This is a genomic window from Sanguibacter sp. TS_SC_8 (assembly GCF_055361235.1).
Genome location: NZ_CM143955.1, coordinates 3,652,951 through 3,678,906, shown reverse-complemented (window position 1 = coordinate 3,678,906; position 25,956 = coordinate 3,652,951). Strand labels below are relative to the sequence as shown.

The window sequence follows — 25,956 nt, the reverse complement described above, 5'->3', positions numbered from 1 at the left end:
AGCCGGGTGTGCGTGGCGTGGGTGCCGGGAATGCCGCTCCCGGATGCGCGGTTGGACCTGCCATGACCCGCCCCCTGCTCTTCGAGCCGCTGACGCTGCGCGCGCTGACCGTCCCCAACCGCATCTGGCTCGCCCCGATGTGCCAGTACTCGGCCACGGACGGACTGCCCGGCGACTGGCACCTCGTCACCCTGGGCGCCCGCGCACAGGGCGGGTTCGGTCTCCTGCTCACCGAGGCCGCCGCCGTCGTGCCCGAGGGACGGATCACCCCGCAGGACGCCGGGATCTGGTCCGACGCCCACACCCGCGCCTGGGCGCCGATCGTCGACTTCGTCCACGCCCAGGGCGCCGCGATCGGCATCCAGCTCGCCCACGCCGGCCGGAAGGCCTCGACCTTCCGTCCGTGGTCACCGCTCCAGGGCTCCGTCCCGGCGTCCGACGGCGGGTGGCAGACCGTCGGCCCCTCACCCGAGGCGTTCCCCGGCTACGGCGCCCCGCGCGAGCTCTCCCACGCCGAGATCGCCGACGTGCCCGCGGCCTTCGCCGCCGCGGCCCGGCGCGCGGACGCAGCCGGCTTCGACGTCGTCGAGCTCCACGCCGCCCACGGCTACCTCTTGCACCAGTTCCTCTCCCCGCTGTCCAACACCCGCACCGACGCCTACGGCGGGTCGCTCGAGAACCGGGCCCGGCTGCTCGTGGAGACCACCGACGCCGTCCGTGCGGTGTGGCCGGAGTCCAAGCCGCTGTTCGTGCGGATCTCGGCGACCGACTGGCTGCCCGGCGGGCTCTCGGTCGACGACATGGCGCAGGTCGCCAAGGTCCTCGGTGAGCACGGCGTCGACCTCATCGACGTCTCCACCGGCGGCAACGCCCCTGCCCCGATCCCGGTCGGCCCCGGCTACCAGGTCCCGGCCGCCCGCGACGTGCGCGGCGTGGCCGGGGTGCCGGTCGGCGCCGTCGGGCTGATCACCGACCCGGCCCAGGCCGAGCAGGTGCTCCTCGACGGGTCGGCCGACGCGATCCTGCTGGGCCGCGAGGCCCTGCGCGACCCGCACTGGCCGCTGCGCGCCGCCCACGCCCTGGGCCTGCCCGACGACGACGCCCGCTGGCCGGCGCAGTACGTGCGGGCGGCCTGGCGGTAGCCGGCGGGAGCGCGCGCCACCTCTTCCCCGGGACTGCTGGGACCTGGGACGATGTGGCATGAGGCTCGACAGGTACCCGATCCGCCGGCTCGCCGACCATGCGCTGGACCCCATGCCGCGCGGGGAGTGGCCGGCCACGCTCGCGCCGGTGGCCCAGATCCTCGACGACGGGCTCGAGCTCGGCCCGGCGACCGTGCTCGTGGGTGAGAACGGGTCGGGGAAGTCGACCCTCGTCGAGGCGGTGGCCATCGCGTACGGGCTCTCCCCCGAGGGCGGCTCGACCGGGGCGATGCACTCGACCCGGGTCTCGGAGTCGATCCTCGGCACGCACCTGCAGCTCGAGCGCAACGCGGGCACCACTCACCGCGGGTACTTCCTGCGGGCCGAGACGATGCACGGGCTGTTCACCTACCTCGAGCAGAACCCCGGCGGTGGTCCCGAGGCCACCTTCCACGAGATCTCCCACGGGGAGTCCTTCCTCGAGCTGGTGGTCGACAGGTTCAAGAAGCCCGGACTGTGGCTGCTCGACGAGCCCGAGTCGGCGCTGTCCTTCACCGGGTGCCTCGCGCTGCTGGGGATCCTCAAGGACCTGCTCGCCCAGGGCGGCTCCCAGGTGATCCTGTCCACCCACTCACCCGTCCTGGCGTCCCTGCCCGGGGCGACGATCTACGAGGTCGGCGACTGGGGGCTGCGGGTGACCGAGTGGGAGGACCTGGAGCTCGTGCAGAACTGGCGGTCCTTCCTCGACGCCCCGGGGCGGTACCTGCGCCACCTGTGAGCCGGGCGCGCGGGCCCCGGCTGTGCGCGGTCGGGGCTGCGCGGCGTCGGGCAGGACGCCCCCCTGGCTCAGGCCCGCGCGGCGGCCTCCACGGCCGCGGCCACCAGCGTCGTCACCTGGGGGTTGAAGACGCTCGGGATGATGTACGTCGGGTTGAGTTCGTCGTCGCTGATCACCGCGGCGAGGGCCTGGGCGGCGGCGAGCAGCAGCGCGTCGGTCACCTTGTGCGACTGGGCGTCGAGCAGGCCGCGGAACACCCCGGGGAAGGCGAGGACGTTGTTGATCTGGTTGGCGAAGTCGCTGCGCCCGGTCCCCACGATCTCGGCGTGCAGGGCCGCCTCGTCCGGGTCGATCTCCGGCTCGGGGTTGGCCATCGCGAAGACGATGGACCGCGGGGCCATCGTGGCGACGTCGGCCCCGGAGATGATGTGCGGGGCGGAGACGCCGATGAACACGTCCGCGCCGGCCATCGCGGCCCGCAGGGTGCCGGAGACCCCGCGCGGGTTGGTGTGCTCGGCGACCCAGGTCAGCGAGGGGTTCAGGCCCGCGCGCCCGCGGCTGACCACCCCGTCGATGTCGGCGACGACGACGTCGACCGCACCGGCCGCGAGGAGCAGCTTGAGCACGGCCGTCCCCGCCGCCCCCGCCCCGGACAGCACGATGCGCACGCCGGCCATGGTCTTCTCGACCACCTTGAGGGCGTTGGTCAGCGCGGCCAGCGCCACGATCGCGGTGCCGTGCTGGTCGTCGTGGAACACCGGGATGTCGAGCTCGGCCCGCAGCCGGCGCTCGATCTCGAAGCACCGCGGGGCGGAGATGTCCTCGAGGTTGATGCCCGCGAAGACCGGCGCGATCGCCTTGACGGCTGCGACGATCTCGTCGACGTCGGTCGTGTCCAACGCGATCGGGAACGCGTCGATCCCGGCGAACCGCTTGAACAGCGCGGCCTTGCCCTCCATGACCGGGAGGGAGGCGAGCGGTCCGATGTTCCCCAGGCCGAGCACGGCCGTGCCGTCGGTGACCACCGCGATCGTGTTGCGCTTGATGGTCAGACGGCGGGCGTCGGCCGGGTTCGCCGCGATCGCCTCGCAGACCCGGGCCACACCCGGGGTGTAGATCATCGACAGGTCGTCGCGGTTGCGGATGGGGACCTTCGACTCGATCCGCAGCTTGCCACCCAGGTGCAGCAGGAAGGTCCGGTCGCTCACCGGCCCGACGACCACGCCGGAGAGGGTCTTGAGCTGGTCGACGATCTCGGAGGCGTGGTCGTCCCCGCGGGTCGCGCAGGTCAGGTCCACCGTGATGCGCTCGTGGCCGGAGGCGGTCACGTCGAGGGCGGTGACGATCCCCCCGGTCTGCTCGATCACTGTGGTCAGCTCGCTCACCGCGGTCGGCCGGGCCTCGACCTCGAGGCGGATCGTGATCGAGGAGGACACGCTCGGCACTGTCGTCATGACCACACCCTAGTGATCAAGCCCGGTGGCACAACCGGGCGAGGCGGCACGAGCGTCCCGGTCGCCGACCTCGTGAGCGCGCCGCCGACCTCGTGAGCCACGGGGCGATCGGGCGGCGCGACCGCCGTGGCTCACGAGGTCGGCGACCGGCTCACGAGTTCGGAGCGGGGGCCCTGGGGGAGGGGAGACGGGCGGGGCGCCGTCTGGCATGGAACGACCTGACGGCGCCCCCTCGGAAGAAGAGGCGCCGTCAGGTCGGCACTGGCGAACGGAGAGCAGGCGTGCAGTGTGAGTTGTTGCTACGGGACTAGCCCGGTCAACACGTCCTAACGTGGACTGATCGCACGTGGGTTCCGGTTCGCTGTACATGTGCTGTTGTTCTTCATTTCTACCCCAGTTCCCCCCGCTTGGGAAGTGGTGGGAAGGGCCTGTGCGTCCGCGAACGGACCGTACGCCATAGCAGGACCGCCGTCGTGGCTGCCGCCGCCACGGCGACGACCGTCAGGGCCGAGGTGCGCGGGGACATGCGCCGGCTGAGGACGACCGGCCGGTTGAAGGTGAGCACGCCCCACCCGCGTTCGACGGCGAGGCGGCGCAGCGTGCGGTCGGGGTTGACGGCGAAGCTGTGCCCGACGACCTCGAGCATCGGTGCGTCGGTGATCGAGTCGGAGTAGGCGTAGGACCGCTCGAGGTCGTACCCGGCGCGACGGGCCAGGTCGACGATCGCCAGGGCCTTGTTCTCCCCGTAGGCGTAGAAGTCGATCTGGCCGGTGTACCGGCCGTCGGCGATCTCCATCCGGGTGGCGATCGCGTGGTCCGCGCCAAGCACCGCGGCGATCGGCTCGACGAGCTCGGAGCCCGAGGCCGAGACGATCACCACGTCGCGCCCGGCGGCGTGGTGGCCCGCGATGAGGTCGACGGCCTCGGAGTACACGTAGGGGTCGATGTGCTGGTGCAACGTCTCGGCGACGATCGAGGAGACCTGGTCGACCGGCCAGCCGGTGACCATCGAGCTCAGGTGCGCGCGCATGCGTTCGGTCTGGTCGGCGTCGGCGCTGCCGACCATGTACAGGAAGTGGGCGTAGGCGCTGCGCAGCACCGCGCCCCGGCTGATCAGACCACCCGCATAGAACGGCCGCGAGAAGGCCGCCGCCGAGGACGTCGCGATGATCGTCTTGTCCAGGTCGAAGAACGCTGCGGTACGGCGTGGCTCCGTGTCGTGGTTCACGCTGTCAGCCTAGCCCGGCGGGGTGCGTCCACCAGGGCGCTTCCACCAGTGCGCTCCCAGCAGTCGCCCGCACCGGTGGGCTCGCCCCGGGGAAGAGGTCGTCCCCAGCTCTGGTGACGGTGCGCCCGCGCACAGGTGCCCGTCCCGGTGGAGCGGGCGCCACAGGAGCCCGGTGACGATGGCGTGATGGGAGACGGGACGGGAGCGGAGGAGGGCAGCGGGACTGCTCGGGCGCACGACGCCCGGGCGGTGATCGGCGTCGTCGGGGCGCGGGGTGGGGCGGGGGCGTCGGTCTTCGCGGCGGCCCTCGCGGCCGTCGCCGCCCGCGAGGGCGCCCGGACCGTCCTGGTCGACGGCGCGCGCGACGGCGGCGGCCTCGACGTCCTGCTCGGCATCGAGGACGACCCGGGGCTGCGCTGGCCCGACCTGCACTCCGCCCGCGGGGAGGTGGTCGGAGACCAGCTGCACGCGCTGCTGCCCCGGTGGCGCGGCGCGGGTGTGCTCAGCGCCGACCGCACCCGCCCGGGCGCCCTGCCCGACGACGTGCCCCGGGACGTGGTGGGCGCGCTCACCCGGGCCTGCGACGTCGTCGTGCACGACATGCCGGCCGCGCAGGTGACGCGGTGGAGCGGGGACTGCACGGCGTGGGTGGTGCTGGCGCGACGCGACCTCACCTCCGTCGCGGGGGCGATCGCGCTCGACGGCGTGCTCGACCGGGAGGTGGCCGCCGGGGTGGTGGTGCGCGGGCCGGCGGCGGGGCGGCTCACCGCCCTGGACGTGGCCACGGCCAGCGGGCTCGACCTGTGGGGTGAGCTCAGGGACGTGCGGTCGATGACCGCCACCCTGGAACGGGGAGAAGGCCCGCGCCTCCCCCGACGGAGGTCGCGCGGGCTCGGCGCCGTGGCCCTGGACGTCCTCACCCGGGTGTGCGCGACCGGCCGTGGGACCGGGCCACGACGGTGGGCGCTGCGGTGACCGGGTCCGCGACTCCGGGCACCTGGGGCGGGGAACCGGTGCTCTCGGGGATCCGTGAGCGGCTGTCCCGGGTGGCCGGGCGCCCGAGCCGGGACCAGGTGGTCGACGCGCTGCGGGCCAGCGGGCTCGTGCTGGGCAGCACCGCGCTCGAGGAGATGGTCGCGGAGGTGCGCGCCGAGCTGCTCGGTGCCGGGGAGCTCCAGCCGTTCTTGGATGATCCCCACGTCAGTGATGTCCTGGTGAACGGACCCACCGAGGTGTGGATCGACCGCGGGCGCGGGCTGGAGCGCACCGACGTCGACCTGGGGACGGCCCGCGACGTGCGCACCCTCGCGGTGCGGTTGGCCGCGGCCGGCGGGCAACGCCTGGACGACGCGTGCCCCACGGTCGACGCGCAGCTGCCCGACGGCACCCGGCTGCACGCGGTGATCGAGCCCGTCTGCACCTCGGGGGCCCTCATCTCGCTGCGGGTCCTGCGCACCCGGGCTTTCACCCTCGCCGAGCTCGTCGCAGCGTGGATGATCCCGCCCGGCTGGGAGCCGGTCCTGCGCGCGATCGTGGCCGGGCGGGTGAGCTTCCTCGTCTCCGGGTCGACCGGCACCGGGAAGACCACCCTGCTCGCCGCGCTGCTCTCGATGGTCGACCCGGCCGAGCGGATCGTCACGATCGAGGAGGCCCGGGAGCTGGCTCCTCAGCACCCGCACGTCGTCGCGCTGGTGGCGCGCCAGCCCAACGTCGAGGGCTCCGGGACGGTCGACCTGTCGGCGCTGGTCCGCACCGCGCTGCGGATGCGCCCGGACCGGATCGTGCTGGGGGAGTGCCGCGGCGCCGAGGTGCGCGACGTCCTGACCGCTCTCAACACCGGGCACGAGGGTGGCTGCGCGACGGTGCACGCCAACACCGCGGCTGACGTCCCGGCCCGGCTGGAGGCGCTCGCGGCCCTGGCCGGGATGGACCGGGAGAGCGTCGCGGCGCAGGCGTTCAGCGCGCTCGACGTCGTGATCCATCTGCGCCGGACCCGGCGGCCCGGTGAGGTGGCCCGCCGGTTCGTCGCCGAGATCGGCGCGGTGCGCCGGGACGGGACGGGCCGGCTGGTCGTGGCGCCGGCCCTGACCTGGAACGGGGTCGGTGCGCCGCAGGAGCATGCGCAGTGGCCGGGGTTGGCCCGGCGGCTGGGGGTGGGGGACGGTGCTGGCGACGGTGTTCGTGCCGGTGTTCGTGACGACCTTGGTGACAGCGGGCTGCGGGAGGTGCGGTGACGGCGAGCCCGGGGGTCGTGCGCGATGTCCTGACGGTCACCGGGGACGCGATCGCGGAGGCCGGAGCGTCGGGCGTGGCGGTCGGGATGCTGGTGGGCTGCGCGGTCCTGGCACTCGGGGGGCCTCGGGGTCGCCCGGTGAGACGGCTGGGTGGCCGCGACCGGGGGGACGGTCGCCGACCGGGAACCGGCCGCGGGCGGTTTGGGTGGGGGCGGCCCGGGGCGATGGGCGGCCCGCGGACCGGCACCGGTGACGGGCGGCCGAGCGTGCAGGTGGTCGTGACGCAGGTGGCGGGGCTCCTGCGGGGTGGCGTCAGCCCTGGTCAGGCCTGGCAGATGGTGGGTGAGGTGCGCGTCGATCGGCTCGGTGTGCCCGACGCCGACGACCTCACCGCCCTGGTCGCCGCGGGCGACGGGTCGGGGCGCGCGGGGGAGGTGGACCAGGCCCGGCGGCAGGTGGCGGCGATCGTGGCCGCGTGCCGCCTGGCCAGCGAGGTGGGGGCGCCCCTCGCCGTCGTGCTGGAGGCGATCGTCGCCACGCTCGTGAGCGCGGCACGGGCGGAGTCGGAGCGCGCGGCAGCGCTGGCCGGCCCGCGGTCGACGGCGCGGGTGCTGGCCTGGTTGCCCGGCATCGGCGCGGTCCTGGGCCTGGCGCTGGGCGCGGACCTGCTGGGTCTCCTGCTGGCCGGTGGGGTGGGGGCGGCGGCGCCGGTGGGCGGCCTGGTGCTGGTCGGCGTCGGGCACCGGTGGACCACCCGGCTGGTGGCTCGGGCGCGCGCGGCCGGGGACCCGCCGTGATCGCGGGGAGCGTCGCGGTGGGTGCTGTGGTGGCTGCGTTCGTCTGGATCGGGCTCATGCCCTGGCGAGTGGCGGGCCGGCGCCCCGCGGTCCTGGACCGGCGCGGCTCCCTCCGGCGTCGTGGCCGGCCTCCTGGCTTGCGCCGCCGCGGCGGACACCCGTGGGGCGAGCCGCACGTCCAGCTCGCTGTGGTGCTCGACCTCGTCGGGGCGGCACTGAGCGCCGGGGCGGGGCTGCCGCGTGCGCTCGAGGCGACCGGGCGAGCCCTCGGCGGCCCTGACGGCCGTGCCCTCGGATCCGTCGCCTCGGCGCTGCTGCTCGGTGCCCCCTGGGAGAGGGCCTGGGCGCCCGCCCCGGACAGGTTCTCCCCGTTGGCCAGTGCGCTGCGGCCGGCGTGGGTGCACGGTTCGGCGCCGCGTGAGGCGCTGCGGGTGGCCGGGGTGCAGATCACCCAGGACACCGAGGCCCGGGCTCGGACCGAGGCCGCCCGGCTCGGTGTGCGGCTCGTGCTGCCGCTCGGGCTGTGCTTCCTGCCGGCCTTCGTGCTCATCGGGCTGGTCCCGGTGCTCCTGTCCCTGGGAGCCGGGGTGCTCGGGTGACGTGCTCCTTGGCGGGGTTCGTCGACGCGCTCGGCCGACGCGCTCTGTTGACTCAGCCCCGGTCGATGCCCGGTCGGTGCCCGGTCGGGCGCGGCAGAACATCCTGCGCACAAGGCGTCGGTCGTGGTGGGTCGCGCACATCCGGCGCCTGCGGCGCCACCCGCTCCGGGCTGGTCGGCGCAGGGTCGAGGGATCGCGCCGACCACGGTGCGCAGGCGTCCCGGTGCGCAGGCACCGGCGTTCGCCTCGATCGAGAGGAAACCGCTATGAGAACCACGTCCGAGCGGGCGCCGCACCGCCCACGGCAGCACCCACGGCTTGACCCACGGCTTGACCCACGGCTGCACCCACGGAGGCATCCACGATTTCCCCGACGGCCGCGCTCGCAGCACCGCCAGCGACCGGCAGGGATGAGCCGCATCCGGGCGTGGCGACGCTCGGTGGTGACCGCCCTGACGACCAGCAGGGAGGCCGGGATGGCGACCGCGGAGTACGCGATCGCCACCATCGCGGCAGTGGGCTTCGCCGGCCTGCTCATCCTCGTGCTCAAGAGCCAGACCGTGCGGAACCTGCTCACCGGACTCATCGAGTCCGCACTGAGCGTGGCCTGAAGATGGGCGACCGCCGCAGGGAGCGGCCCGGTGCCGGGCGGGTGGGTGCCGGGCTGGTGGGCGCCGGACCGGGCGGCGCACGACGGGCGGGCGCCGGAGCTGCGCGTGTCACCGACCGTGGCGCCGTCACCGCGGAGTTCGCGGTCGCGCTCCCTGCGGTGGTCCTCGTCCTGGTCGCGGTGCTCCTCGTCGCGATGGCCGGGGTCACCCAGCTGCGGGTGGCCGACGCGGCGCGAGCCGGCGCCCGCGCCGCTGCGGCCGGCGAGAGCGACGACCGGATCGTCGAGGTCGTGCGGCGCGTGGGCGGGGAGGACCTCTCCGTGACCGTGCTGCGTGCCGATCCGTGGGTCACGGTGCGCGTCCGTGCGCCGGTCGCGCGAGGGTGGTTCTCGGGAGGCCTGACCGCACAGGGTGAGGCGACGGCATGGCTCGAGAGCGCGATCGCTCCGGGCCCGGTCGGCTCCGGATGACCGGCTGGACCGTGCGCCGCCCGCGCCGCCCGCGACCGCCGCGTCGACTGAGCCGGCCGTGCCGAGATGGCGGGAGCGCGGGCGTGCTGCTGCTCGCGATCATCGCGGTGCTGGTGACCGGCGCAGTGGTGGTGGCGATGCTGGCCGGGTCGTCCGCGGCACGTTCGAAGGCGCAGGCAGCCGCTGACCTGGGGGCGCTGGGTGCGGCAACCGCTGCGATGTACGGCGACGGCGCACCGTGCGAGACGGCGCGCGCGACGGTCCGCCGCAACGGCGCAGCGCTGGTCTCCTGCCAGGACGAGGGCGCCGGGGTGTTCACCGTCTCGGTGCAGGTTCCGGCCCCGGGCGGCCGGGCCGCACGGGCAGATGCGCGCGCCGGCCCGGCGTCGGCCGCGCGATGAGCGATGAGGGGAACCGGTGGACCACGACGATTTCACCCGCTCGTGAGCGTCAGCCACGCGGCCGGGAGACGTCTTCACCACTGGAAGCGCCGGAGTCTCGCCTGGGCGGGCGGCGCTGGGTCGTGGCCGGAGCGTCACGGTGCCCGCAGCGGAACAGAGGAGCTGGACGACGGTGAGCATCAGTGCAGGCGCTGGTCCCCCGCGAGAGCCGGGGGCGGAGGTCGCGGTCTCCGACTCTCTCCTCGTCGAGCAGGTGCGTGCCGGTGACCTTGACTCCTACCTCCACCTGTGGGATCGGCACGTGGAGTCCGCCCGCGCTGTCGCGTCGACCGCACGGGTGGGCGCCAGCGAGACGGAGAGCGTGGTCAAGCGCGCCTTCTCCCGCGTGCTCGGGCAGATCACCATCGCGCTCGACCCGATGGGGCCGTTCCGCCCCTACCTGTTCCGCATGCTGCACGAGGAGCTCGGCATCCTGGAGCGGGACGCGCTGCCGCCGACGAACGTCCTGCAGGCATGCTGCCGACTGTCCGTGCGGGTCCAGACCGTGCTGTGGTACTCCGTCGTGGAAGAGGTCGACCCGCCCGAGGTTGCGGCGCTGATGGGAGAGGACGTCGACGAGGTGACCGTGCTGCTCACGCAGTCGATCGCCCTGCTGCGGGCCGAGTGGCTCGTCGAGCTCATCTGCGACCCGGCCATCACCGACGCCTGCGCGTGGCTCGTGCAGCGCGCTGACGCCCGGGCGCGCGGGGAGCTCGGAGAGGTCTCCGCCCGCCGCTTCGACAACCATCTGTCCGGCTGCGAGAGCTGCGCGAGGTTCCTCGCCGCGCTGGGGACCTTCCCTGCGGTGCTGCGGGACGCCTTCCGTCCGCTGTTCTCCGTGAACAGGCGCACCCCGAACCCGCCGGACCTCTAGGATCGGTAGGGGACCGAACAGGTCTCACCCTCCGCACGTCTGCACATGTCCGGCGCCACGGCCGGTGAGAGGTTGCCACGGATGTCTTCCCAGGTTGCGATCGAGACCCTCAGCCCCGCCGAGATCGTCGTCGAGCACGAGAAGTTGTCAGCGAAGTACGCCGAGCTCAAGGCCCGGGGCCTGTCCCTCGACCTCACGCGTGGCAAGCCCGCACCGGAGCAGCTGGACCTGTCCAACGCGTTGCTCGACCTGCCCGGCGCCGACGACTTCACCGAGGCCGGCACCGACACCCGCAACTACGGCGGGACGGCCGGCCTGCCCGGGCTCCGGGCGATCTTCGCCGAGCTGCTCAACATCCCGGCCGCCCAGCTCCTCGCGGGCAACAACGCGAGCCTGGAGATCATGCACGATCTCGTCGTCTTCGCGCTGCTGCACGGCACCACGGACTCCGAACGCCCCTGGTCCAAGGAGCCGGTCGTGAAGTTCCTCGCGCCGACCCCGGGCTACGACCGCCACTTCGCGATCTCCGAGTCCTACGGCATCGAGATGATCCCGGTGCCGCTGGGACCTGACGGCCCCGACATGGACGTCGTCCGGGCGCTCGTGGCCACCGACCCCGCGATCAAGGGCATCTGGACCGTCCCCACCTACGCGAACCCCACCGGAGCGGTGTACTCCGAGGAGGTCACCCGCGCGCTCGTGGAGATGGCGACCGCGGCCCCCGACTTCCGCATCATCTGGGACAACGCCTACGCCGTGCACACCCTCGTCGCCGACGGCGCGCCCGCCCTGGACATCCTCGGCTTCGCGGCCGAGGCCGGTCACCCCAACCGCCCGCTCGTCCTGGCGTCGACCTCGAAGATCACCTTCGCCGGTGCCGGCGTGAGCTTCTTCGGCGCTTCCGCGGAGAACATCGCCTGGTACACCACCCACTACTCGAAGAAGAGCATCGGCCCGGACAAGGTCAACCAGCTGCGCCACCTGCGCTTCTTCTCCGACGCCGACGGCGTGCGCGCGCACATGGACAAGCACCGCGCCATCCTGGCCCCCAAGTTCGACCTCGTGCTCTCGACCCTCGACGAGCGGCTCGGCGGCGCCGGCGTGGCGACCTGGACCCGGCCCGAGGGCGGCTACTTCATCAGCCTCGACGTGGTGCCCGGCACGGCCAAGCGGGTCGTGGAGCTGGCCAAGGAGGCGGGGATCGCGCTGACCGGCGCCGGATCCGCCTACCCCTACGGCAACGACCCTCTCAACACGAACATCCGGTTGGCGCCGAGCTTCCCCTCCCTCGAGGACGTCGGCGCGTCGATGGACGGCGTCGCCACCTGCGTCCTGCTCGCAGCCCTCGAAGCCCGCCTCTAGCCGTCCCCGGCCGACTCCCGCTGAGTGCGGTCGAACGGCTGTCTGATGTCCGGTTTGGGCAGCCGTTCGGCCGCACTCAGCGGAGTGCGTGGTCGGGCGGGGTGCTGGGCACGTCCTGGGCTGCGCTGAGCCAGCGCAGCCCACGGGTGGCCACGTGCCCGGAGGCGCGCCAGAGGGTGCGGTCCAGCAGCGGACGGTCCGGCAGGTGCAGGGGAGCGCGGGCCCAGGGCGGCAGCGTCGCCACCGCCGAGCGCGTGAGCAGCGCGTACGGGATCCGTGCCCGGCGAGGGACGGGAGCGTCGGCGATGAGGAAACGCGCGACGTCGAGCGCGGCCGGGGTGCTGGCGAGCTCGCCACGGAACTCCTGGAGGCAGGTGCGCAGCTCCGCCTGGGTGGTCGGGACATCGCTCGCGCCGAGCTTGATGGCGACCACGGCCGCCTGAGCGAGGTAGGTGTCGCACTCCGCGGCGGCCAGCGGGGCGGACCCGAAGAGCTGGTGCGCGGACAGGAAGCTGTCGACCTCGGCGACGTGGACCCAGGTGAGCAGGTGCGGGTCGTCCGCGCGGTAGGGGCGACCGTCCGGCGCGGTGCCCTTGATGTGGCGGTGCACGGCGCGCACCACCGCGACGGTGCGCTCGGCGTCCTCGGCCGTGGCGAAGGTCGTCTCGGCGAGGAAGGTGCTCGTGCGTGCCAGGCGACCCCACACGTCGTGACGGAAGTCGGAGAAGTCGTCGACCGCGGCCATCGCGAGGGGGTGCAGGGACTGCAGCAGCAGCGCGCGGAGGCCGCCGATGTACATCGAGGTGTCCCCGTGCACGCGCTGGATGGGGCTGCCCGCGGGGAACCACCGTGGACCGGGGGTGGAATGGATGCGGTCGCGGGCAGCGGGCCCGTCGGGACCGGCGACCATGGCGAAGAGGCCGTCGCTGAGCCGGGAACGCAGGGAGGTGGTCACCGTCCCAGTGTCCCCCACGGGGGTGCGCGGCGACCAGAGAGCGACCAGGGGTCAGGTGGGCGGCAGCAGCTCGAAGGTCGCCCGGCCGCTGGCCACACCGTTCACCTGGATCTCGATCGCGTGCTCGCCGGGGTGGTAGCGGCGGGTGGTGATCACCTTGAAGGAGTGGCGCCGGGCGAGGGTGAGCTGCTCGCCGGGCTGCAGGGTCGTGGTGGTGATCTTGAAGACCTTGGGCGTCTGGGTGCCGTTCGCCTTGCGGTGGTGGACGACGTAGTCGATGACCAGCCGGGCCGGTTCGCGCCCGGTGTTGCGCACCGTGGCGGTGAAGGCGAGGAGGTCGCCGACCTGGACCTCCGCCGCTGCGAGCACGGGGCCGTCCACGACGGCCCCTGGCGCCGGGGCGAAGCCCAGGAGCGCCAGCGCGTCGGGGTTGCCTGCCTTGACGAGGGTGCGCAGGGCGTGGCGGACCAGGCGCTCGGTCGCGGCGTCGGGCGTGGTCAGCCAGCGCCGGGCGACCTCGACGACGACCTCGGGGGAGTGCCGGCTGAGGTCGTTGAGGTGGTTGGCGACCGAGCGGCGCACGTCCTCGCTCTCGTCACGGTAGAGACCGTCGAGGATGGGCACGGTCGCGCGCGGGTCGGCGGCGAGGGCGGGCACCCGGGTGCCCCAGGGCAGGAACTGGCGGGTGCCTTCGCTCGCGAGCCGGCGCACGTGCTCGTCGGGATGGTCCGTCCAGGCGGCGATCGTCGCCAGCGCCCGGGGGAGGTCGCTCGCGAGCAGCGGGCGGATCGCGAACTCGGCCGTGAGGCGCCCGGTCAGGTCGGCGAGCAGGGCGAGGGCGCCCTCGAAGGCCGCCGGGTCGTCGTCGGCCAGGGCCCGGGCGGTGACGGCCTCGGTGACCGGCCAGACCATCCAGCCGGAGAGGCGGTCGTCCGCCAGCGCGCGCCGCAGGGTCGACTCGAGGCTCGACCAGGTTCCGGGCAGGTCGCTCAGCACCGCGGCCGACAGGAGGTCGGTGCGTTCGCGCAGGGTGCGGCCGGGCAGGAGGGTCGCTGCCCGCGCCAGCTCGGGCAGCGCCGCCCCCGGGGCGGCGGTCGCGATCACCTGGTGCAGGAGCTCGGCGACGTCGGGTCCGAGCAGCTCGTCGGCGGTAGGCATGGGTCTATCGTCGCCGATGTCGGACGCGGCGGGTGTCAGGGGCGGCCTTGATGTCAGGCGGCGTAGACGGCGGTGGGGCGCCCGTTGATGTGGTGCACCTCGACGGGGGTGTCGAAGACGTCGGTGAGCACGTCGTCGACCATCATCTCCGCCACGGTCCCGGCGGTGACGACCTGGCCGTCGCGTAGCGCGATGATCCGGTCGGAGTAGGCGGCGGCGAAGTTGATGTCGTGGATGACGATGACGATCGTCTTGCCCAGCTCGTCGGCCGCCCGGCGCAGCTGGCGCATCATGAGCACCGAGTGCTTCATGTCGAGGTTGTTGAGCGGCTCGTCGAGCAGCACGTACCGGGTGTCCTGGGCGAGCACCATCGCGACGAAGGCCCGCTGGCGCTGGCCGCCGGAGAGCTGGTCGAGGAAGCGGTCGGCGAGGTCGGTGAGGTTGAGGAAGCTGATGGCGGCCTCGACCTTCTCCCGGCACTGCTCGGTGAGCCGGCCCTGGGAGTGCGGGAACCGGCCGAAGCCCACGAGCTCGCGGACGGTCAGCCGCGCGGTCATGTGGTTCTCCTGGCGCAGGATCGACAGGTGCTTGGCCAGGTCCCGGGACCGTGTGGTCCGCACGTCCATGCCGCCCACGGTCACCGTCCCGGAGGTCGGGTCGAGCAGCCGGCCGATGATGGTCAGCAGGGTCGACTTCCCGGCGCCGTTGGGGCCGACGACGGCGGTGATGCCGCCGTCCTGGATGACGCCGCTGACCGGGCCGAGGACGACGGTGTCCTGGTAGCTCTTGGAGACGTCGGCGAACTCGATCACAGGGTGCCCTTTCGCAGGATCATGAGGAGGAACAGCAGGCCGCCGACGAACTCGATGATGACGGTGAGGAAGCCCGCGGCGTAGAAGACGTGCTGCATGAGGAACTGCCCCGCCGCGAGGGTGAACAGCCCGAGCAGGAACGCCATCGGCAGGACGTAGGCGTGCTTGTACGTCCCGGCCAGCTGGTAGGCGAGGGTGGCGACGATGAAGCCGTAGAAGGTCATCGGCCCCACGAGCGCGGTCGAGAACGCGATCATCGTGGCCACCAGCACGAGCATCACGGTGAGCTCGCGCTTGTGGTCGACGCCGATCGCGGTCGCGGCGTCGCGCCCGAGCAGCAGCGCGTCGAGGCGCATCCGGCGCAGCCAGATCACCACGGCGATCACCGCGCAGACGGCGAAGGCCAGCGGCAGGTAGTCGTCCTTGACCGCGCTGAGCCGGCCGAAGAGCTTGACCGAGAGCAGGTCGTACTCGGTCGGGGAGAGCAGGCGCTGCAGGAAGGTGGAGAGGGAGTCGAAGGCCATCCCGATGACCACCCCGACGAGCAGCATGAGGAACAGGCTGCCGAACCTCCCCGAGAACAGCCACCGGTACAGCAGCGTGGCGAACAGGACCATGAGCGCGGTCTGGGCGACGAGCTTGGGCAGCCCCTCGGTGCTCGCGATGACCGTCCCGCCGAAGACGAACACCATGAGGGTCTGCATGAGCGTGTACATCGAGTCGAAGCCGATGATCGACGGCGTGAGGATCCGGTTGCTCGTCACCGTGTGGAAGACGACGGTGCCCACACCCTGCGTGAACGCCGCGATGACCATCGCCCCGACCATGGTCAGGCGCCGGGGGAAGGTGAAGTCGAAGGACCCGCGGATGAACAGGAGCAGGAAGCACGCGATCGCGATCACGGTGAGCGCGCCGACGATCCACAGCCGCACGGCGGGCGTGAGGCGCGCAGTGACCCGCGCCGGGAGGCGCGGGAGGCGGGGCAGGCGCGGGAGGCGCGGCAAGCGCGTGGTGAGCCGACGGCGTCGGGCTGGCGCGGCGTCGGGCAGCGCGGACGGGGCCGCGGAGGTGGTGGGGCTAAGCACTGACATGACGACGCTGCCTCAGAACCAGAGCGATGAAGACGACGGCGCCGACGGCGCCCAGGACGACGGAGGCCGGGATCTCCATGGGGGCCACGACCGTGCGCCCGACGAGGTCGCAGGCCAGCAGCAGCCCGGTGCCGATGACCGCGACCCAGGGGAGGTTCTTGCGCAGGTCGTCGCCGAGCAGCATGGAGACCAGGTTGGGGACGACGAGGCCGAGGAACGGGATGAAGCCGACCACCACGGAGGTGATCCCGGTGGCCAGGGCGACCATCGTCACGCCGGCGAAGACGACCCGCTCGTAGCGGATGCCGATGTTCGTCGCGAGGTCCTTGCCCAGGCCGGCGGCGGTGAAGCGGTCCGCCATGACGACGGCGAGGACGGCGATCACCAGGACCGCCCACAGCGGTTCGTAGAAGCCGCGGACGATGCCGCTGAACCCGCCCGAGCGCCACGCCGACATCGACTGCAGCAGGTCGAAGGTTCCCGCGAGGAACGTCGTGACCGCGCCGACCACCGCACCGAGCATGATCCCCACGAGCGGGACGATGATCGAGGAGCGCACCGTGATCCGGCGCAGCACGCCGAGGAACACCATCGTCCCGACGAAGGCGAACCCGCTGGCCACGACCATCTTGACGAGGGGCGGGGCGGCCGGGGCGAGGATCAGGCAGGTGAGCACACCCAGCCCGGCCCACTGGCTGGTGCCGGCCGTCGTCGGCTCGACGAACTTGTTCTGGGTGATCATCTGCATGATGACGCCGGAGAAGCTCATCGCGACCGCCGCGAAGATCAGCGCCAGGGTGCGCGGGACCCGGGAGATGACGAACATGTTCCGGGCCGCGGGGTCGGTGAAGAGGTTCGACACGGTGATGTCGTACCCGCCGACCAGCAGCGACGCGACGATCAGCGCGCCCACCGTGACGGCGACGAGCGGCAGCAGGATTCTGCGGGGCATGGGGACGGCCTTGGGGGGGGGAGGCGGGGTGCACGACGGCGGGCCGCCGGTCCGCGAGGGTCCGGGCGGCCCGCCGGGGCGCGGGGCGGGTGGTGCTACTTGGCGGTGAAGGCTGCCGTGACCTGCTCGTAGGTCTGCGTGTAGGCCTGGATGCCTTCGCGGGTGTAGAACTGCGGGTCCAGGTAGATGATCTGGTCGTTCTGGGCGAAGGTGGTCTCGGCGAAGGCCTCGGTCGCGTCGATGATGGCCTTGGCGGGCTGTGCGCCCTCGGTCTTGGCGCCGGCGTCGCGGTCGAGCACGATCATCCAGTCCGGGTTCGCCGCGGCGATGGTCTCCGGGGCGAGGCCGGAGTCGCCGTGGATGTCGCCTTCCTTGCCGGCGAAGATGTCGGTGAGGCTGAGCGGCTCGAGGATGCGTCCGATGCGCTCGGCACCGTTGTCGATCTTGCCGCCGTTGACGACCGAGAGGAAGACGGTCTCGCCGTTGGTGGCTGCTGCGGCGTCGGCCGAGGCGGCGTCGAGGTCGGCGATGAGCGCTGCGGCCTCGTCCTGCTTCTGGAAGATCTCTCCGAGGGTGGTGGTCTGCGCCTGGAGGGAGGCGACGTAGCCGCCGGTGGCCTCGTCGGACCCGGCGATGTCGATGGTCTGCGCGATCGACTCGAGGTCCTTCTGCACCTCGGCGAAGCGGTACCCGCCGAGGATGAGGTCGGGGTCGGCCTCCGAGACGAGCTCGAGGTTCGGCTCGCGGTGGGTGCCGATGTCCAGGATGGACTCGTCGGCGATCCAGTCCTCGAAGCCGGTGCCGGGCAGCAGGCCCTTGGGCACGGCGACCGGCGTGATGCCCCAGTCGCGCAGCGTCTCGAAGGAGGTGTTGTCGAGGGCGACGACGCGGACCGGGTTGACCGGGACCTCGACGGTCCCGAGGTTGGACTCGACGGACACGGTGGACGGTGCAGCAGAGGTCGCCGGCGTGGTCGCGGCGGCGTCGTTGGCGCTGGCGCCGCAGCCGGTCAGGAGCAGTGCTCCGGCCAGGAGGGTTGCCGCTCCGACGAAGGTCTTCGTGCTGTGCAGGGTCATGGTGTCTGGAGTCTCCGTTGCCTGAGGTCGATGACGTGGCCTCCGCCGCTCGGAGGACCACCATAGGTGCGCCTAACTAAAGTAAGGCATGCCTTTGTCATGGCGAGCACTTCTCCGCCGGCTGTAACGAGAGTCACACCCCGCCCTGCCCCCTCTCGCCCCCTCCTGCCCGCCCGCCTCCCGCCCGCCTCCCGCCCGCCCTCGCTCCCGCTGAGTGCGCTCGATCGGCTGGACAAATCGCCCGCCGGGCAGCCGTTCGGCCGCACTCAGCGGGGGTGGCGGCTCACGGGGGTGGGGGTTTGTGCCGATGTGGTGGGTGTGATCCCACCCGACGACCTGCCACGTTCTCCGACCGGGCGCGTGCCGCAATGGATCCGTGACGAGATCGCCGGTGTGTCGCCCGTCGCGACCGAATGGCGGACGACGTCGGGCGGACCGGTCTGGGACGGGCGCGGCCGGCGCACCCGGGGCACCCGGGGCGGCCGCCAGCGGCCTCGCAACCGGCGCCCGCGGTGGCTTGCCGTGCTCGGAGTGCTGCTCGTGGTGGGCGCTGGATGGTGGGGGTGGTCCCCCGAGAACCGCCAGACGGCGCGTGAGGTCCTGGCTGAGATGAGAGCGGGCGGTGGGACGGTCGGCGGCCTGCCGCGCACGGCGGCCGACGGCAGCCATCTCCCGCCGGCGGGGCTCGAGGAGGCATCGTCCCGGATCGCCCCGGTGGTCGTGCCGGAGATGTTCAGCGAGCAGTATCTCTTCAAGACTCCCAGCGCCTCTCCCGCCAGCCCGTACGGCTGGTCCCCGTGCCGGCCGATCCACTTCGTCATCGACCCCACCGGCGCCCCGGCCGGCTTCGGTGAGACGGTCCGGGCCTCGATCGCCGAGATCGGTGCGGTCACAGGCCTCACCTTCACCGATGACGGCGACGTCGTCGAGGCCGCCGTCGAGGACCGGGCGGCGCACCTGCCCGAGGTGTACGGCGACCGATGGGCCCCCGTGCTCATCCGCTTCGCCGACGACGTGTCCGTCCCCCGGCTGGCCGGGGACACGGTGGGCCTGGCCAGCAGCACCGGCATCACCAGCCGCACGACGGCGGTCACCCACTACGTCAGCGGCACGGTCTACCTCGACGTCGACCTGCTGCGCATCCCCGGGCAGGGCGACGTGCCCGCGTACCTGCCGGTGCTGCGGCACGAGCTGGGTCATCTGGTCGGTCTGGACCACATCGATGACCCGACCCAGCTCATGTATCCCGCGACCGGGTACGTCTCCACCTTCCAGTCCGGCGACCTCACCGGCCTGTCCCTGCTGGGCCAGGCGCCCTGCGCCCCCGACCTCTGACCGAGCCCCACCCGACTCGACCTGACTCGACTCGGTTCCGCGGGTGCGCGTTTCCCGCCCCGTTTTCGCCGAGAAGGGGGCGGGAAACGTACACCCGCGGGGCTGGGCGGGCTGGGCTGGCCGGGGCCGCGGGTCCGCGGGGCCGCGGGGCCGCGGGGCCGCGGGGCCGCGTCTCAGGGGGACGGAGCGTGGGTGAGCAGGGCGTCGAGGACGCGCACCGCGGCGGCCTTGTCGAGAGGGTGGTTGCCGTTGCCGCACTTGGGGGACTGGACGCAGCCGGGGCAGCCATCGGTGCAGGCGCAGCGGGCGATCGCCTCCCGGGTCGCGAGCAGCCACGCCCGCGCCAGGTGGAACCCGCGCTCGGCGAAGCCCGCGCCGCCCGCGAAGGCGTCGTAGACGAAGACCGTGGCGCGCTCGGTGTCGATGTGCACGTCGGTCGAGACCCCGCCCAGGTCCCACCGGTCGCACGTGGCCAGCAGCGGGAGCAGGCCGATCGAGGCGTGCTCGGCGGCGTGCAGTGCGCCGGGGACGGCGTCGGCCTCCACCCCCGCAGCCTCGAGCACCTCAGCCGAGACCGTCCACCACACCGCCGACGTGCGCAGCGTCCGCACCGGCAGGTCCAGCGCCTCGGTGCCCAGGACATCCTGGGCGGGCAGCCTGCGCCGCTGGAAGCTCACCACCTGGGTCGACACCTCGACCGTCCCGAGCCCCCACTCGACCGGTGAGCGGGTCTCATCTCCGGCGGCGACCCCCCAGTCCGCGCGCTGCTTCTCCTCCACGACCGCGATCGAGGTCACGTCCCGGGACCAGGTGCCGTAGCCCACGTCCTTGCGGGACACGAGCGCGACCGAGCCGACGAGGTCGTAGCTCTCCACGACGAAGCTCTCGCCCTGGTGGACGTACACCGCCCCGGCGTGCACGGAGCCGTCCGCGGAGGACCCGTCGACCGTGCCGAGCAGCCGACCGGTCGCGGACTCCACGACCGAGACCGGGGTGCCGCCCTCTCCGCGGATGTTGGTGAAGCCGGCCGCCGGCTGGTGATGGGTCCAGTACCAGCCCGAGCTCCGACGCCGCAGCGTGCCGCGCTCGGTGAGCTGGTCGAGCAGCACCCGGGCGCCGTCCCCGCCGAACAGCGGCAGGTCCTCGACCTTGAGCGGCAGCTCGGCCGCTGCCGCGCACAGGTGACCGGCCAGCACGTAGGGGTTGGTGGGGTCGAAGACGGTCGCCTCGATCGGGGTGTCGAAGATCGCGGCCGGGTTGTGCACGAGGTAGGTGTCGAGGGGGTCCTCCCGGGCGATGAACGTCACCAGCCCGTCCGACCCGGCGCGCCCGGCCCGCCCGGCCTGCTGCCAGAGCGAGACACGGGTCCCCGGCCAACCGATGATGAGCACCGCGTCCAGCCCGGAGATGTCGACGCCGAGCTCGAGCGCGTTGGTCGTGGCGAGCGCGCGGATCGCCCCTGAGCGGACGGCTCCCTCCAGGGCCCGGCGCTCCTCGGGCAGGTACCCGCCGCGGTAGGCGGCCACCGCGCGCCCCAGCGCCGGGTCGACGGCGCGCAGGTGGTCCGCGGTCGTGGACGCCACGGACTCCGCACCGCGGCGTGAGCGGGTGAAGGCCAGCGTCCGGGCGCCGTGCACGGTGAGGTCGGCGAGCAGGTCGGCCGCCTCCGCCGTGGCGGACCGGCGCGGGCGGGGGCCGTCGCCGCCGGTGTCGACCGGGTCGGCGTCGTCCACCAGGCCCAGATCGTCCAGGCCGGCCGCAGAGCCCGCCGCAGCCCCGGCCCCGCCCGTCCCGCCGGGACCACCCGCACCGACCGACCACGCGTCGTCGGTGAGCGCCGCGACCGCGGCGTCGCCGGCCAGCCGCGAGAAGCCAGCCGTCCCAGGCATCGGCGGCAGCTCGGGCGGCTCCCACAGCGCGAAGGTCTTGCGCCCGGCCGGGGAGGCGTCCTGGGTCACCGCGACCACCTCGGACGGGTCGACGCCGATCAGCCGGGCCGCGCTCGCGGCCGGGTCGGCGGTGGTCGCCGAGGCGACGACGAAGGTCGGCCCGAACCCGCCACCAGGGCGTCCACCCGCGGGCCCGGTCGGTGCGTAGTGCACGGCCAGGCGCTGCAGCCGGCGCAGCACGAGGGAGACGTGCGCCCCGAACACCCCGCGGAAGGCGTGCCCTTCGTCGACCACGACGTAGCGCAGCGAGCGGAGGAACCGGGCCCAGCGGGCGTGGTTGGCGAGCAGGGAGAAGTGCAGGTAGTCGGGGTTGGTGAGCACGACGTCGGCGTGGTCCTGGATCCACCGGCGGGCGGCGAAGGGGGTGTCGCCGTCGCAGGTGTCGACCTGCACGTCGCGGGCGCCGCTCGCGCGCAGCAGGCCGCTGACGGCGTTGAGCTGGTCGGCGGCGAGGGCCTTGGTGGGGCTGAGATAGAGGACCGACCCGCGGTCGCGGGCGGACTCGATGCGGCCCGGGTTGAAGACCTGCCCGGCGCGGTCGGTGCGCACGCCGGTGAGGGCGGGGAGCCAGAAGGCGAGGGACTTGCCCGAGCCGGTCGAGGTGGCCAGCACGGTGTGCTGGCCACGCCACGCGGCCTCGGCGGCCTCGATCTGGTGCAACCACGGCCGCTCGACGCCCATCGACCGGTACCCGGCCACGAGGGCGGGGTCGGCCCAGGTGGGCCAGTCGCCCTGGGTGCCGGAGCGCGCGGGCAGGTGCTCGACGTGCGTGAGCCGGTCCGAGCGACGCCCGCCCGCGAGCAGGACGTCGAGGAGCTCATCTACGCGGGACACGGGGACGATTCTCCCACCCGTCACCTGCCCCGAGCGCCTCCGGCGCCCCCCGCCAGCCCGCTGAGTGCGGCCGAACGGCTGGACAAATCACCCGGGAGGCAGCCGTTCGACCGCACTCAGCGGACGGGGAGGGGGAGGTCGCGTGTGCAGGGCGGCGTCAGCGGCCCAGGATGAGGGACTGGATCGCGGCGACGGCCGCGCCGCGGGCCCAGCGGGCGAGCTCGGGGCTCTGCAGGGCAAGCTCGGGGTCGTGGGTGCGCGGGTTGCGGTCGGCGTGCAGGCCCTCGGCGACGGCGCTCGCGGCGACCTCGGCCAGGCGCACGCCCTCCCCGCCGAGCACGATCCGCTCGGGCATGGTGAAGTTCGCGATCGCGGCGAGCGTCCGCCCGAGCGCCCGGCCGGCGCGCTGCACGACGGCGCCGGCGTCCGGGTCGCCGGCCGCGGCGAGGTCGAGCAGCTGGTCGTAGGTGACCGGACGGCCGAGCCGGTGCGAGGCCTGGGTGACGAGGGCGTCGATGGTGAGCATCGCCGTCGCGCAGCCGGTGTGACCGCAGCTGCCGACCGGTCCCGCAGGGTCGAGGGGCAGGTGGGAGAGCAGGCTCAGGCCAGCCTCGGGGCTGGACACGGCCCGCCCGTGGACGACGAGCCCGTAGCCGATCCCCGCCCCGATCGTGAAGAGCGCAAACCGGTCGCAGCCGTGCCCCTCGCCGAACCAGTGGGTGGCCTCGGTGACCGCGACGATGTCGTTCTCGACGACGGTCCGCAGCCCGGTGCGCTCGGTGAGCAGGGCGGCGAGAGGGACGTCCTGCCACCCGAGGTGGTCGGCCAGGGTCACCCGGGAGCGGCCCTCGACGTGCCCGCCGAGGCTGATCCCGAGCCCGGTGACCCGCGCCCCGGGGAGGTGCTCGGCCAGCCGGGCGACGAGCCGGTCGGTGAGCAGCGCGACGATGTCGAGCGCGTCGTCGAGGGCGTGGGAGGGGAGCGGGGCGTCGTCGGCGGCGATGACGTCCGCGCGCAGGTCGGTGAGCGCGGCGTAGGCGTGGTCGCCGGTGAGCTTGATGCCGATGACGTGGTGGGAGGAGGCGACGACGACGAGCGGCTGGGCGGGGCGCCCCAGCCGGGCGCTCCGCCCGGGTGCGGGTGCGTTCTCGGGGGCGGCCTCGGCGAGCAGGCCGGAGTCGAGCAGCGGCTTGGTGAGACGGGTGAGGCTCCCGGGAGACAGGCCGATCCGCTGCGCGAGGTCGCTGCGCGAGAGCGGGCCGTCGAGCAGCACCGCGAGGGCGATCTGCCGGGTCGGCCCGGACAGGGGCGTCCAGGCGACGGGGACGGGAGCCAGAAGGTTCATGGTGTGAGCGAGTTTATTCCATCTGTCAACTAAGGTGCCCACCCGCACGGCGCCCGATCGCGTGTCCTCCAGGAATCGTTCGGATCTGCCCTGAAAATCGACTCCGATCATTGACACCCCACTAAGTTTCAGCGTAGAACTAAAGCGTTGACAGTGCCGGGGGTGACAGCCCGGAGCGAGCCCAAGACGAAGGAGTCACGCCCGTGATCACCCCAGCACCCGACCTGCTCCACCTGCGCGCGGCGGGGGTGAGCCTCGTCCTGGACTGCGCGGGGCCGCTGCTTCCCCGCGTCCTGCACTGGGGTGCAGACCTCGGCGAGGTCTCCGCCGCCGAGCTCGAGGCCCTGCGGCGCACGAGCATCCCCCAGATCGCGGGCGCGAGCGTCGACCTGCCCGTCCCGCTCTCGGTCGTCCCGGAGCAGTCGGTCGGCTGGCTGGGCACCCCCGGAGTGACCGGCCACCGCCACGGCGCGAGCTTCTCGACAGCGTTCCGCACCGAGCCCGGCGCCGTCACTCTCGGCGCCGGCGAGCACCCCGGCTCCCAGCGGGTCAGCGTCACCGCGACCGACGCCGACGCCGCGCTCTCCCTGGTCCTGGACCTCGAGCTCACCGCGAGCGGCCTGGTGAGGACCCGGGTCGCCGTGACGAGCACCGCGGGCGACGACGTCCCCGAGTTCATGCTGTCCTCCCTCGACCTCTCGCTGCCGGTCCCCACCGAGGCCGACGAGATCCTCGACTTCACCGGCCGCTGGATCCGCGAGCGCGCCGCCCAGCGCAAGCCCTTCACCTTCGGTACGCACCTGCGCGAGGTCCGCAAGGGCCGCGGCCACGACGCGACGCTCATCGTCGCGGCGGGCCGGGCCGGCTTCGGCTACCGCTCCGGGGAGGTCTGGGGCGTGCACGTGGCGTGGTCGGGCAACTCTCGGATCCTCGCCGAGAAGATCCAGGGCGGCGCCCGCCACCTGGCCGCTGGGGAGCTGCTGCTGGCCGGGGAGATCATCCTCGGCGCCGGGCAGACGTACACCTCCCCGTGGGTGTTCGGCTCCTACGGGGAGGGCCTGGACGACATGTCCGCCCGCTTCCACACCTACCTGCGCGCGCGCCCCCAGCACCCGAGCGTGGCCAACGGGCGCCCCGAGCGCCCGGTGCTGATCAACGTGTGGGAGGCGGTCTACTTCGACCACCGCCTCGACAAGCTCGTCGCGCTCGCCGACGAGGCCGCCGCGATCGGCGTCGAGCGCTACGTGCTCGACGACGGCTGGTTCCGCCACCGCCGCGACGACCGCGCCGGCCTCGGCGACTGGTTCGTCGACGAGGACGTCTGGCCCGACGGCCTGAGCCCGCTCATCGACCACGTGCGCGGCCTGGGCATGCAGTTCGGCCTGTGGTTCGAGCCCGAGATGATCAACCCCGACTCCGACCTGGCCCGCGCCCACCCCGAGTGGATCCTCGCGACCGGGAACCGGATGCCGGTCGAGGCCCGCACCCAGCAGGTCCTCGACCTGGGCCACGCCGGCGCCTTCGACTACGTGCTCGAGCGGATCGACGCGATCCTCACCGAGTACCCGATCGACTACATCAAGTGGGACCACAACCGCGACCTCATCGACGCCGGGCACTCCCCGACCGGTCAGGCCGGTGTCCACAACCAGGCCGCAGCGCTGTACCGGCTGATCGACGCCCTCCGCGCCCGCCACCCGCGCCTGGAGATCGAGAGCTGCTCGGGCGGCGGTGGCCGGGCGGACCTGGGCATCCTCGACCGCACCGACCGGATCTGGGCCTCGGACTGCATCGACGCCCTCGAGCGGCAGAGCATCGAGGCCGGCACCGGGCTGCTCGTGCCGCCGGAGATGATGGGCTCCCACATCGGCTCCCCGCACTGCCACACCACCGGGCGCCGCCACGACCTGAGCTTCCGCGCCGGGACGGCGTTCTTCAGCCACCTGGGCATCGAGTGGGACCTCACGAGCGCGAGCGAGACCGACAAGGCCGAGCTGGCCGGGTGGATCGCCCTGCACAAGACGCACCGCCCCCTGCTCCACACCGGCACGGTCGTGCGGGCCGACCACCCCGAGCCCACGAACTGGGTGCACGGGGTCGTGGCGACGGACCTCTCCGAGGCGATCTTCGCCGTCGTACAGCTGTCCTCCGGGCCCAACCAGGCCCCCGGCCGGGTGCGGCTGCCCGGCCTCGACCCCACGCGCCGCTACCACGTCCAGGTCATCGACCCGGCGCTCGCGCAGTCCACGCGGACCGGCGCGGACCGCGTGGAATGGTGGGACGAGGGCGTCCAGCTCTCCGGCCGCACCCTGGACCGGGTGGGGGTGCAGACCCCGATGCAGAACCCCGAGCACCTGGTGCTCCTGCACCTGACGGCTGTCCAGGACGCGTGACCCCGGACGCGTGAGACTGAGATGACGGACGTGACGACGGTGACCCCGGCCGTGACCACTGAGACTG

The 25,956-nt window shown here is 73.3% G+C and carries 23 protein-coding genes; 13 read left to right on the top strand and 10 right to left on the bottom strand.

All coding sequences use genetic code 11. The features are described from left to right. The first annotated feature begins 62 nt into the window (after nt 1-62). Nucleotides 63-1,142, top strand: coding sequence for an NADH:flavin oxidoreductase/NADH oxidase (locus tag ACWA15_RS16535; protein ID WP_464056609.1), 1,080 nt, complete (start codon nt 63-65; stop codon nt 1,140-1,142). A gap of 58 nt (nt 1,143-1,200) precedes the next feature. Continuing rightward, the gene (locus ACWA15_RS16530) at nt 1,201-1,920 is read left to right on the top strand and encodes an AAA family ATPase (protein WP_464056607.1); all 720 of its coding nucleotides are present in this window, start codon (nt 1,201-1,203) and stop codon (nt 1,918-1,920) included. A 68-nt stretch (nt 1,921-1,988) separates the two neighbouring features. Here the strand turns inward: ACWA15_RS16530 and ACWA15_RS16525 are convergent, their stop codons facing one another. Both ACWA15_RS16525 and ACWA15_RS16520 read right to left on the bottom strand, forming a co-directional pair. Continuing rightward, nucleotides 1,989-3,374 (bottom strand): NAD-dependent malic enzyme, encoded by a 1,386-nt coding sequence (locus ACWA15_RS16525; protein WP_464056605.1) that lies wholly within the window; start codon nt 3,372-3,374, stop codon nt 1,989-1,991. 388 nt (nt 3,375-3,762) lie between these two features. Further along, nucleotides 3,763-4,602 (bottom strand): HAD family hydrolase, encoded by an 840-nt coding sequence (locus ACWA15_RS16520; protein ID WP_464056604.1) that lies wholly within the window; start codon nt 4,600-4,602, stop codon nt 3,763-3,765. A gap of 186 nt (nt 4,603-4,788) precedes the next feature. On the opposite strand from ACWA15_RS16520, the gene ssd reads away from it, so the two are divergent. From ssd to ACWA15_RS16475, 9 genes are all read left to right on the top strand, one after another. Continuing rightward, nucleotides 4,789-5,577 carry a septum site-determining protein Ssd gene (gene ssd / locus ACWA15_RS16515; RefSeq protein WP_464056603.1) on the top strand — a complete coding sequence of 263 codons (789 nt, stop codon included), beginning with the start codon at nt 4,789-4,791 and terminating at the stop codon, nt 5,575-5,577. Continuing rightward, the gene (locus ACWA15_RS16510; RefSeq protein ID WP_464056602.1) at nt 5,529-6,836 is read left to right on the top strand and encodes a TadA family conjugal transfer-associated ATPase; all 1,308 of its coding nucleotides are present in this window, start codon (nt 5,529-5,531) and stop codon (nt 6,834-6,836) included. The genes ssd and ACWA15_RS16510 overlap by 49 nt, the downstream gene beginning before the upstream one ends. A 17-nt stretch (nt 6,837-6,853) precedes the next feature. After that, on the top strand, nt 6,854-7,633 hold the full coding sequence (locus tag ACWA15_RS16505) for a hypothetical protein (RefSeq protein WP_464056601.1): 780 nt from the start codon (nt 6,854-6,856) through the stop codon (nt 7,631-7,633). A gap of 29 nt (nt 7,634-7,662) precedes the next feature. After that, the gene (locus tag ACWA15_RS16500) at nt 7,663-8,232 is read left to right on the top strand and encodes a type II secretion system F family protein (RefSeq protein ID WP_464056600.1); all 570 of its coding nucleotides are present in this window, start codon (nt 7,663-7,665) and stop codon (nt 8,230-8,232) included. 410 nt (nt 8,233-8,642) lie between these two features. Next, a complete protein-coding gene (locus tag ACWA15_RS16495; RefSeq protein ID WP_464056598.1) occupies nt 8,643-8,843 on the top strand; it encodes a DUF4244 domain-containing protein in 201 nt (66 codons plus the stop codon). 2 nt (nt 8,844-8,845) lie between these two features. After that, nucleotides 8,846-9,313 carry a TadE family type IV pilus minor pilin gene (locus ACWA15_RS16490; protein WP_464056596.1) on the top strand — a complete coding sequence of 156 codons (468 nt, stop codon included), beginning with the start codon at nt 8,846-8,848 and terminating at the stop codon, nt 9,311-9,313. After that, nucleotides 9,310-9,714 carry an Rv3654c family TadE-like protein gene (locus ACWA15_RS16485; protein WP_464056594.1) on the top strand — a complete coding sequence of 135 codons (405 nt, stop codon included), beginning with the start codon at nt 9,310-9,312 and terminating at the stop codon, nt 9,712-9,714. Before ACWA15_RS16490 ends, ACWA15_RS16485 begins: the two co-directional genes overlap by 4 nt. Before the next feature lie 172 nt (nt 9,715-9,886). Continuing rightward, complete coding sequence (locus ACWA15_RS16480) at nt 9,887-10,627, top strand: zf-HC2 domain-containing protein (protein WP_464056593.1); 741 nt, start codon at nt 9,887-9,889, stop codon at nt 10,625-10,627. Between the two features lie 81 nt (nt 10,628-10,708). Next, a complete protein-coding gene (locus ACWA15_RS16475; protein ID WP_464056592.1) occupies nt 10,709-11,989 on the top strand; it encodes an aspartate aminotransferase type Ic in 1,281 nt (426 codons plus the stop codon). A gap of 76 nt (nt 11,990-12,065) precedes the next feature. Here the strand turns inward: ACWA15_RS16475 and ACWA15_RS16470 are convergent, their stop codons facing one another. The 6 genes from ACWA15_RS16470 to ACWA15_RS16445 form a co-directional block, all read right to left on the bottom strand. After that, nucleotides 12,066-12,944: an oxygenase MpaB family protein gene (locus tag ACWA15_RS16470; RefSeq protein WP_464056591.1), complete on the bottom strand. Its 879-nt coding sequence runs from the start codon at nt 12,942-12,944 to the stop codon at nt 12,066-12,068. Nucleotides 12,945-12,995: 51 nt separating this feature from the next. Further along, the gene (locus tag ACWA15_RS16465; RefSeq protein WP_464056589.1) at nt 12,996-14,102 is read right to left on the bottom strand and encodes a DNA alkylation repair protein; all 1,107 of its coding nucleotides are present in this window, start codon (nt 14,100-14,102) and stop codon (nt 12,996-12,998) included. 53 nt (nt 14,103-14,155) lie between these two features. Beyond that, a complete protein-coding gene (locus ACWA15_RS16460; protein WP_464056588.1) occupies nt 14,156-14,914 on the bottom strand; it encodes an iron ABC transporter ATP-binding protein in 759 nt (252 codons plus the stop codon). Further along, nucleotides 14,911-16,005 (bottom strand): iron chelate uptake ABC transporter family permease subunit, encoded by a 1,095-nt coding sequence (locus tag ACWA15_RS16455; protein WP_464056587.1) that lies wholly within the window; start codon nt 16,003-16,005, stop codon nt 14,911-14,913. Before ACWA15_RS16455 ends, ACWA15_RS16460 begins: the two co-directional genes overlap by 4 nt. Then, nucleotides 15,992-16,957: an ABC transporter permease gene (locus tag ACWA15_RS16450; protein ID WP_464056585.1), complete on the bottom strand. Its 966-nt coding sequence runs from the start codon at nt 16,955-16,957 to the stop codon at nt 15,992-15,994. Before ACWA15_RS16450 ends, ACWA15_RS16455 begins: the two co-directional genes overlap by 14 nt. Nucleotides 16,958-17,052: 95 nt before the next feature. Continuing rightward, nucleotides 17,053-18,033 carry an ABC transporter substrate-binding protein gene (locus tag ACWA15_RS16445; protein ID WP_464056584.1) on the bottom strand — a complete coding sequence of 327 codons (981 nt, stop codon included), beginning with the start codon at nt 18,031-18,033 and terminating at the stop codon, nt 17,053-17,055. 360 nt (nt 18,034-18,393) lie between these two features. On the opposite strand from ACWA15_RS16445, the gene ACWA15_RS16440 reads away from it, so the two are divergent. Then, the gene (locus ACWA15_RS16440; RefSeq protein ID WP_464056583.1) at nt 18,394-19,368 is read left to right on the top strand and encodes a matrixin family metalloprotease; all 975 of its coding nucleotides are present in this window, start codon (nt 18,394-18,396) and stop codon (nt 19,366-19,368) included. A 173-nt stretch (nt 19,369-19,541) separates the two neighbouring features. Here the strand turns inward: ACWA15_RS16440 and ACWA15_RS16435 are convergent, their stop codons facing one another. Together ACWA15_RS16435 and ACWA15_RS16430 are read right to left on the bottom strand one after the other, a co-directional pair. Then, nucleotides 19,542-22,151, bottom strand: a complete 2,610-nt coding sequence (locus ACWA15_RS16435) for a DEAD/DEAH box helicase (protein ID WP_464056581.1) — start codon at nt 22,149-22,151, stop codon at nt 19,542-19,544. Nucleotides 22,152-22,308: 157 nt separating this feature from the next. Next, nucleotides 22,309-23,496 carry an ROK family transcriptional regulator gene (locus ACWA15_RS16430; protein WP_464056580.1) on the bottom strand — a complete coding sequence of 396 codons (1,188 nt, stop codon included), beginning with the start codon at nt 23,494-23,496 and terminating at the stop codon, nt 22,309-22,311. A 203-nt stretch (nt 23,497-23,699) separates the two neighbouring features. Here ACWA15_RS16430 and ACWA15_RS16425 point away from each other — a divergent pair, with 203 nt between their 5' ends. Next, nucleotides 23,700-25,889: an alpha-galactosidase gene (locus ACWA15_RS16425; protein WP_464056579.1), complete on the top strand. Its 2,190-nt coding sequence runs from the start codon at nt 23,700-23,702 to the stop codon at nt 25,887-25,889. Nucleotides 25,890-25,956: the final 67 nt, after the last annotated feature.

Bases quoted from the DNA above. Each gene is read 5' to 3' on its own strand.
- ACWA15_RS16455 (WP_464056587.1), bottom strand. From the start codon at position 16,005: ATGTCAGTGCTTAGCCCCACCACCTCCGCGGCCCCGTCCGCGCTGCCC.
- ACWA15_RS16485 (WP_464056594.1), top strand. From the start codon at position 9,310: ATGACCGGCTGGACCGTGCGCCGCCCGCGCCGCCCGCGACCGCCGCGT.
- ACWA15_RS16445 (WP_464056584.1), bottom strand. From the start codon at position 18,033: ATGACCCTGCACAGCACGAAGACCTTCGTCGGAGCGGCAACCCTCCTG.
- ACWA15_RS16525 (WP_464056605.1), bottom strand. From the start codon at position 3,374: ATGACGACAGTGCCGAGCGTGTCCTCCTCGATCACGATCCGCCTCGAG.
- ACWA15_RS16535 (WP_464056609.1), top strand. From the start codon at position 63: ATGACCCGCCCCCTGCTCTTCGAGCCGCTGACGCTGCGCGCGCTGACC.
- ACWA15_RS16530 (WP_464056607.1), top strand. From the start codon at position 1,201: ATGAGGCTCGACAGGTACCCGATCCGCCGGCTCGCCGACCATGCGCTG.
- ACWA15_RS16495 (WP_464056598.1), top strand. From the start codon at position 8,643: ATGAGCCGCATCCGGGCGTGGCGACGCTCGGTGGTGACCGCCCTGACG.
- ACWA15_RS16465 (WP_464056589.1), bottom strand. From the start codon at position 14,102: ATGCCTACCGCCGACGAGCTGCTCGGACCCGACGTCGCCGAGCTCCTG.
- ACWA15_RS16490 (WP_464056596.1), top strand. From the start codon at position 8,846: ATGGGCGACCGCCGCAGGGAGCGGCCCGGTGCCGGGCGGGTGGGTGCC.
- ACWA15_RS16475 (WP_464056592.1), top strand. From the start codon at position 10,709: ATGTCTTCCCAGGTTGCGATCGAGACCCTCAGCCCCGCCGAGATCGTC.
- ACWA15_RS16450 (WP_464056585.1), bottom strand. From the start codon at position 16,957: ATGCCCCGCAGAATCCTGCTGCCGCTCGTCGCCGTCACGGTGGGCGCG.
- ssd (WP_464056603.1), top strand. From the start codon at position 4,789: ATGGGAGACGGGACGGGAGCGGAGGAGGGCAGCGGGACTGCTCGGGCG.
- ACWA15_RS16430 (WP_464056580.1), bottom strand. From the start codon at position 23,496: ATGAACCTTCTGGCTCCCGTCCCCGTCGCCTGGACGCCCCTGTCCGGG.